Raw genomic sequence first — 7,500 nt, 5'->3', positions numbered from 1 at the left:
CACGTGCGGCAAACGGCCTTGGTAGAGCTCGTTCATCAGGTGGGGGAAGCGGCTGCCCCAGCCAGTGGGTTCGCAATGCGCGCTGATGGTTGAGAAGAACGAATGCACGAACGACGGCGCACCGAGCTCGTCCGTGATTGAACCCACCGTCACTCCGACTGCCATCGGCTCTCCTCGTGTATCGGCGTCGCCCATCGCGCCGCCTTGCATGACTGCTATCGGGCGAATTCTGCCCTGAGGCTGAACAGCCGGTCTTGGCCGTTCTAAGAACTTGCGGTGCCATGGAAGCATTTCCATGCTTCCTCTTCAATGGGACCGACAACGTTGCCGCCTTCATCAACAATCGTGAATCTCTGCTGGTCTCGGCCAATGCTGGCAGCACCGTCTAGGCCAAGCAGCAACGTGTACATCGTGTCCCGCAGCACACCGTCTAGTACAGCGCGCAGTTGGTTGCGCTGTTCGCCCGACAGGCCCATGGCCTCGATTTGACCTGCGACCACGGTAGTGCCGCTGTCTCCCATGTACGCCTCAAGCATTTCCTTCTTGAGGTCGTTCCAGTTCTCGACAAATTGGGCTGCGTTCATTCTTGGTTGAAGGTCCGGTTGCGGGCGAATTCTGCCTTGGCTCCGAACGTCCGGTGTTGGCCGGGTGCCGTCGTAGCCTCGCCGCAGCTACTGCTCATAAACGAGCCGGCCGTCGATGAAGACCTTGGCCTCGTGATACGGGAAAACGTGATGGCCGCAGTGTTCCGTAAACACGGCGACCGCTTTCTTCGTATCGCTCACGATAAAGAACGCACACCTGAACTCCACCGAGGAACCGTCCATCAGCTCCATGCGAACCGTCTCCAAGGGAAATCTCATGACCGCTTCGGAGCGCTCGCGCACCTCGACGGCAGGGCAGCCCAAGTGAGCGCCAAGCTCTTCTGACCAGTCACTCACGGCCTGCGCCGCCAAGCGAGGCACGGGGTACTTAAAAACAGGCATGGAAGCTCCAGGTGCGGCTTGTGGTCTCGGTGTGTCGGCCAATCATGGCACTGTACCGACCGGCTGCTTTTGGCCGATTGTTGCCTGCTACGTGGTCAGTGCGCACGCGCTTCGTCCGACCGTTCCGCTTCTCGCCGGCTTGTGCCGCAAAGTGCTCGCGCTCAGCTCAACATCTCAATGCAGCCGAGGTCTTCCACCGCATGCTGAATCCGAACAAGCTGAGGCCACCAGACGTAGGCCGACATCTTCCTGGCAAATCGGGCGATAGGCGTGCGCAGGTGAAGAAGCACCGCGAGCCGATAGTCTTCCTGAAGCGCCTCGCGCGAGTACCCGCTCACGCCTGAAGCCGCCAGCGCCGCGTGGTAGCGGTCGAGCAGGTGATTCTCGAAGCGCTGACGAACCTCTCGGTCCCATTGCAGAGCCATCATGTAGGCAAGGTCCCAGACGCCGACACCGACATGCCAGCCGTCCCAGTCAATGAGCTTCGGTATGCCAAGCGCGGCATCTCGCGGCAGCATCCAGTTCCAGACATGTGCGTCGCCGTGGACCAAGGTTTTCCCTTGCAGTTGTTCGGAGCGCTCCACCAGCGTCGCGAAGTCACTCAGGAATCGTGCGTACACGCCCCTTGCTCGGCTATCCAGAGCATCACCTGCCTGGTTGAACAAGCGCTCTGAAGCCGGTTCCAGCCACTCTGACGCCCGAAGTCTTTGCCAAAGCGTGGGGCCGGCGTCGTGCCAGGCGACATTGTTCCATCCAGCGGCGTGAAACTGTGCCAACGCTTCGACCAGCTTTGTGCTTCGCGCAAAAGTCGGCGGCAATGGGGCTTCGCTGGGGCGTTCGTGCGAGCCGGACAAATCCTCCATCAACAGCCACGTTCGCCCTGTCAGTTCATCGGTCCCGCCGGCGAAGTACTGGGGAACGACGGGGCAGTTCAGCCGTCCCGAGATGGTCTGGTAGAACGGCAGTTCCTCCCGCCCAAATCCGACATGTGAGGCCTTCAATACAGCTTGCGTAGGAAGGCTGGTCGTTGCATTCCACGCCAGCGTCACGCCGACCAAGTCGGAAAGGTAGCCGGGGGCGTCGATGGGTCTCGCGGTCGCGGAAAGCAGCTGAGCGCCGGCGAGGTCGGCGTTCTTCGAGATTGCTTCCATCAAGGATTCGGCCGCGAGCAGGCGTGTCAACAACGAACTGTCCAAACGATTCCTTTGAGCGCACGAAGGTGCATCTATTTGATGGCGCTGACGTCTGATTGTGCCAAGTGACTTCAGCAAGCCGCATCGGGGCCTCGGACTAACAAACGGGCGGCAGCATCGAAGGTCCGCATCTGGCCGGTGGCGGCAGTTAGCCGGCCGGGCACGGTCAGTCCGCCGACGCTGGGGCTTCAACCCAAACGACCTCACCGGGGTGATGCTGGTCGATGGTATCGAGCGCGCCCTCCAAGACGAGCGGGTCGCGCGCTCCCAGCGGATAGATGAAGCGCGACAGGCCTTTCGCCTTCTGAGCGCCGTAGGCTTGCTCTGAAATGGCATCCGAGCCGCACCAGATCGGAGGACCCGAATCCGCCGCTAGACGCAACGCTTCCTTCAGGCCATTGGGGGTGATTGCGAGGAAGACCACGTTCGCTCCTGTTGTTTGAGGGTATGGCTGCAGACCGGTTCTGACTGCATTTGCCGCTCGATTACGCCTCGGAATCTCGCTAACGCAAGTGTTGGCCGACCTTCTGCTGCAGTAGCGTGACGAGTTCAGGCTGCATGAACTGGAAGCGGTCGGGAACATCCAGGCACACGACTTTCTTTCCCTGCAAGGACGCTGCGAACCTCTGCCTGAGCTTCACTCGGTGCTGCTTCTCCATCACGAAAATCAGGTCCGCCCATTGAACCTGTTCGGCGCTCAGTACGCAGTCTGCGTCGGGCGCGAGACCAGCGGAGTCCGTCTCGATGCCGGGGGCCGCGAACATGCTCTCGGCGGTGGGGCTGCGGAGCCTATTCCTACTGCAGATAAAGAGCACACGGCGCATTGGTCGAGTCTGGACGTGGATGGTAGAGCCGGAATTCTGGCGGAGCCCCGACTGTTTGCTCCTGGCCGACGCCGGCTGTAGACAATCACTTTTCGAGTCGATAGTTCAACGGAAAATCCGTCCACATAGAGGTGGGTACACCGTCAATCGTCCCGGGCTCATAAACCAAGCATTTGGTAGTTTCCATCGCGGCACGGTCCAAGACCGCAAAGCCGCTGCTTTGGATTAGCTCGACCTTTGACACCTTGCCCGTTGGCTCGACCAGAACTTTCGTGAGAACTTCCCCTTCCAGGCCGTTTCGTTTTGCCTCTGCGGGGTAGCGAGGCGTGCATTCCAGTCGCTTTGAGGCAACTGGCAGATTCATCGTTGACTGTGCTGCCGCAAAACCGCAGAGGACGAAGACCGAAAGAACGAGGCAAGAACGAGTTCGCATAGAGGTGATTTTCGCGCCTGTTGAACTACGGTTCCCAGCAGCCAAGCGGTGTTGGCTGGAGAGCAGTGTGCGAGAATTTCTGTGCCGAGGCTGGATGACCGCTTCTGGCCGCAAGAGGCTCTACGGCTGCTCGCCTTCCTGAGGACGGGCAAAACGCACACCGCACTTCAGGCACCTCTTCGGATGAAGAGCAACAAAGCTTGTCGCCGACACGCTCCCCGTGCCAAACGATGTCCTCGTCATCATCGGTATCGTCCCGCACCGCGGGCACTTAAAGCCGAACAATTGAAACAACGCCCATATGCCGATTGCAAATCCGCATGCCAGCAGGAGCGCAAGATTTGGTTCAGCGTGCAATACGTGCTTCAGAACAGCCAACAAGACGGCATACGAGATGATTGCGCAAAACCCAGCTACTACTCGCCTCCGGCGCGACTGGAAGTCTCCGTACTCTGCCTGTGAAAGATGCTCTCGGGTATTCATCTCGGCCTATTTTCATGACGGCGAGTTTGTGTGCACCCGCTTCAGAACAGGCGCGCTCGACGTTCAACCGAACCGTTGTGCGCGCGCCGCGAAGGTCCGCTTTCCCGCGAATTCTGAGGTGCCTGTGAACGTCCGGTCATGGCCGCATCCTGCCATAGCTGCAACCATGCCCGAGGCCGCTGATACGATGCCGGCGACCGCGCCGCGTGATGAGGTTGCACATTCTTGAACGGGCGCGCCACACAAATCGACCTCTGTTCTCAGAAGCATGGAATACACACTAGCCCTTACGGACGTTGCAGACGAGGAGACTCGCAAATCCATTCTTGCTCCCCTCGTTGCATACAACGACAGCCAAGCGGGCCCTAGCAAGGGTCGTCCTCTCGTGGTAGAGATAAAGGATGAGGCAGGGGCGGTCATCGGCGGCCTATGGGGTTACACAGGCTACGGTTGGCTCTTCACGCAACTTCTCGTTGTCCCGGCCAGTTTGCGTGGCCAAGGGATTGGAACCAAGCTCCTGCAACTTGCCGAGGCAGAGTCGATGGCGCGTGACTGTCATTCCGCATGGCTCGACACCTTCGAATTTCAAGCGCGCACGTTCTACGAACGTATTGGGTATGTGTGCTTTGGCGAGCTTCCTGGCTACCCGACGGGGTTCTCGCGCTACTTCATGAAGAAGCAGTTGACGGCAGCGGCGTAGTAGGGACCGACCACGCGTCCGTCACACCAGGCCCGGACGCTCAACGAAGCTGACTTCACAGATTTCATTCTGAGATTGGACGGCAAGCTCAAAAGTCCGCTTCTGGCCGGCAGCCGTCTCATAGTCCGGGGGATCCGCTTTCCCGGGCGCGGTCACCCTCATGTCTTTTCGCGAGCATGGCGTGCCCAAACATCACCGTACCTACCGTTCCCCAAAGCAGCATCAACCACGGTTTGCCGCTTCCTCTCGCCAAAAGCAGCAAAGCAAGCAAAGCTCCGACAAGGAAGAAAGTGAACACAGGCACCAAGACCAGAAAAGGGAAAAGTCGTTCTTAAAACTTGATTTCATAGATTGCGGCCGACTGTAGCCGCGAAGTCACGTAGCAGCCTAGCTGGAATCAGACGATCTCGTCCACCGACCGCTCTTGGCCGAACTCAGCCCACGCGCGAACCGCCGCAGACGTTAGTTGGACTGTGTGCCACAGACAGCACACCCGACCGCGACGTGCCCGGTCCAATATCACGCTTCTTCCAGAAACTGTAACCAAAGGTGCTCACTTTGTCAGTTTACAGGGCAGAATACTGTTACAGGCGTAACACTGCGCCCCAATCTCCAAAGTGCGAGCGCAGGATACGAATGTGGCTTTTTGACCGCCTTAAACGCTGGGCAACATCATCAAATCAGTCGGCTCCCGCACCTCGACACCCAGACCTACACCGCATCAATGTCGCCAAGCTGTCTGAGGAGCTCAAGCTCAAGGAGCAAGCCCGGCGACTGGGAGCCGGCGGGATTCCGGCGGCCGACGCTCAGAGCCTATCTGGTCCGGAGGCGGCCGTCGTCCAAAAGGTTGAGACATACCGTCAAGGCTACTTTGACTGGGCCGTCGCCCGTCTGAACCTGTTGAGCCTGGACCTGGGCAAGCTTCGCGTCGCATCTGACGTCAACCGCGCCCTGAACGCCGACCAGGAATTCAGACGCCTCGCCGAAACGACCCTCAGCGAGCGGGACGGCGACCTTCGAGCCCTGGCCAACTCTGCGCACAACGCCCAAGCCGAGCTTGACAGGTTCCGCGCAGCTCACCGCCTGGACCGCGAAGCCCGCTGGCCCAACGGCACCAAGCTCTTCATGATGTATTCCGTCGTGGCTGTGGTCATGGCGGTAGAGGGAGTTCTGAACGCTGGCTTCTTTTCCCATGGGCTGGACTCCGGCCTTATCGGGGGATTTCTCATCGCAATAGCCTCGGCCGCTGTCAACGTGCTCGTCGCGTTCTTGATGGGCAAGTTCCTCATCCGCTACGTCCATCATCGAAACCCGGGCATCAAAGCACTGGGCATGCTTGCCACGTTCGTCGCGTTGGCTCTCATCGTTACCGTCGGTTTTGGAATCGCCCACTTCCGGGATGCACTGACGTCGGAAGCAGCAGAGCCGGCCAAGACAGCCTACGAGGCTTTGCGCAGTGGCGCCTTCCCTCATGACCTCATTTCCTGGGGGTTGTTCGCCCTCAGCTGCGTCTTCGGTCTCATCGCCCTCTTCGACGGGTATGCGACAGACGACCCGTACCCAGGCTACGGGCGAATTTCCCGGCGTACGCAGGAGGTGGTCGAGGACTATGACGCAGAACTGGACCACCTGCGCGCAGAGCTGGAGGAGCTCAAGCAAGAAGAACTGGACCGGCTCGACAAGGCCTTGAAAGATGCGCAAGCCACGATTGCCGTGTACGAATCGCGCATCGAGGACAAGGACGCCGCGTCCCTTCGCCTGCAGACTGCCCTGCAAGACGCCGACAACTCAATGGCGGCCCTCCTGAGCGAATTTCGCAGCGAGAACGAGCTCCACCGAGATGGCTTGATGCGCCCAAGGTACTTCGACCAGAAGCCGACGCTGCGCGAGCTCCCCTTCCCGGATTTCTCGACAGCGGCAGACCGAGCGGCGCTGAGCACGCATAAGTCACTCGTCCAGCAGCTGCTCGACGAAGTTCAAATCATTCGAGCCCGCATTCAAGAGGCGTTCAATCACCAGTACGACCTCCTCAAGCCGCTGGGGACTCACTACCGAGCTCCGGAGGCACACTGATGGCAGCGCGAGGACGACGGGCAAAGCGCCGTCAAACCCAACACATCCTCTTCGGCATCCTTGGTTTGACATTCGTCCTGGCCATCCTGGGCGCTGCCGGATACCACTTTCTCGCGAGGGAATCTGGACCCGACAAGGTGACGCTCTGTCCAGCAAAGGGGCCTAAGGGTCATTACGTCCTGCTCGTCGACAAGACCGACCCGCTGAACTTCACCCAGAAGCAGGCGTTTTCCGTGCTTCTCGACGACCTCGTCCGAAAGCGCCTTCCGGAAGGCTACCTGCTTTCAGTGTTCGTGCTGGGGGAAGATTTCAAGGCGACCGCTGAGCCTCTGGTCGAACTGTGCAACCCGGGCTCGGGCGAGAACAAGAGCGTGCTGACTAGCAATGTGGACTGGGCACGCCGCGACTATGAACAAAAGTTCATTAAACCCCTGATGCAGCAGGCGGAGGCACTTCAGGGAAGCAAGCCTGCTAAGGCTTCGCCCATCTTCGAGATGCTTCAGCTCGTGGCCATCAACGGCTTCCGTCGACACGACGTGAAGGGCGAGCGCCGGCTCTTCCTGATGTCCGACATGCTGCACAACAACGGCTCGTATTCCATGTACCGGGCTGCACCAGACTACTCGTCGTTCGCGGATACCGACTACGGCCGCAAGACGCGCGCTGACCTGCGAGACGTGGAGGTCGAGCTGTACTACCTCATCAACACCCCTCAGTTCCAGACGCGCCGCAATCAGAAGTTCTGGGAAGAGTACTTCGACAAATCGGGAGCACGCCTCGTCGAGGTGCGCCCATTGGAGGGCTAAGC

Annotated in this window: 10 protein-coding genes; 3 read left to right on the top strand and 7 right to left on the bottom strand. The window is 59.6% G+C overall.

Annotated elements, in window-relative coordinates; genetic code table 11:
• From QTH90_RS15280 to QTH90_RS31530, 7 genes are all read right to left on the bottom strand, one after another.
• Positions 1-195 (bottom strand): Imm70 family immunity protein (locus QTH90_RS15280; protein ID WP_286665397.1); only part of this gene is annotated, 195 nt, incomplete at its 3' end.
• A 68-nt stretch (positions 196-263) separates the two neighbouring features.
• Positions 264-584, bottom strand: a complete 321-nt coding sequence (locus QTH90_RS15275) for a hypothetical protein (RefSeq protein ID WP_286665396.1) — start codon at positions 582-584, stop codon at positions 264-266.
• Positions 585-671: 87 nt separating this feature from the next.
• Complete coding sequence (locus QTH90_RS15270) at positions 672-986, bottom strand: hypothetical protein (RefSeq protein ID WP_286665395.1); 315 nt, start codon at positions 984-986, stop codon at positions 672-674.
• 161 nt (positions 987-1,147) lie between these two features.
• Entirely contained in the window at positions 1,148-2,182 is a 1,035-nt protein-coding gene (locus tag QTH90_RS15265) for a phosphotransferase family protein (RefSeq protein ID WP_286665394.1), read from the bottom strand.
• A gap of 163 nt (positions 2,183-2,345) precedes the next feature.
• Positions 2,346-2,603 (bottom strand): hypothetical protein, encoded by a 258-nt coding sequence (locus tag QTH90_RS15260; RefSeq protein ID WP_286665393.1) that lies wholly within the window; start codon positions 2,601-2,603, stop codon positions 2,346-2,348.
• Positions 2,604-2,682: 79 nt separating this feature from the next.
• Complete coding sequence (locus tag QTH90_RS15255) at positions 2,683-3,003, bottom strand: low molecular weight protein tyrosine phosphatase family protein (RefSeq protein WP_286665392.1); 321 nt, start codon at positions 3,001-3,003, stop codon at positions 2,683-2,685.
• Positions 3,004-3,088: 85 nt separating this feature from the next.
• The gene (locus tag QTH90_RS31530; protein ID WP_353506617.1) at positions 3,089-3,367 is read right to left on the bottom strand and encodes an energy transducer TonB; all 279 of its coding nucleotides are present in this window, start codon (positions 3,365-3,367) and stop codon (positions 3,089-3,091) included.
• An 820-nt stretch (positions 3,368-4,187) separates the two neighbouring features.
• Between QTH90_RS31530 and QTH90_RS15250 the strand changes: the two genes are divergently transcribed.
• The 3 genes from QTH90_RS15250 to QTH90_RS15240 all read left to right on the top strand — a co-directional run bounded on the left by QTH90_RS15250 (position 4,188) and on the right by QTH90_RS15240 (position 7,498).
• Positions 4,188-4,619 carry a GNAT family N-acetyltransferase gene (locus QTH90_RS15250; RefSeq protein ID WP_286665391.1) on the top strand — a complete coding sequence of 144 codons (432 nt, stop codon included), beginning with the start codon at positions 4,188-4,190 and terminating at the stop codon, positions 4,617-4,619.
• Between the two features lie 636 nt (positions 4,620-5,255).
• Positions 5,256-6,692 (top strand): polysaccharide biosynthesis protein, encoded by a 1,437-nt coding sequence (locus QTH90_RS15245; protein WP_286665390.1) that lies wholly within the window; start codon positions 5,256-5,258, stop codon positions 6,690-6,692.
• Complete coding sequence (locus QTH90_RS15240) at positions 6,692-7,498, top strand: hypothetical protein (protein WP_286665389.1); 807 nt, start codon at positions 6,692-6,694, stop codon at positions 7,496-7,498. The genes QTH90_RS15245 and QTH90_RS15240 overlap by 1 nt, the downstream gene beginning before the upstream one ends.
• Positions 7,499-7,500: the final 2 nt, after the last annotated feature.

The organism is Variovorax flavidus (assembly GCF_030317145.1).
Lineage (GTDB): Bacteria > Pseudomonadota > Gammaproteobacteria > Burkholderiales > Burkholderiaceae_C > Variovorax > Variovorax flavidus.
This window is presented reverse-complemented; position numbering and strand designations above follow the sequence as displayed.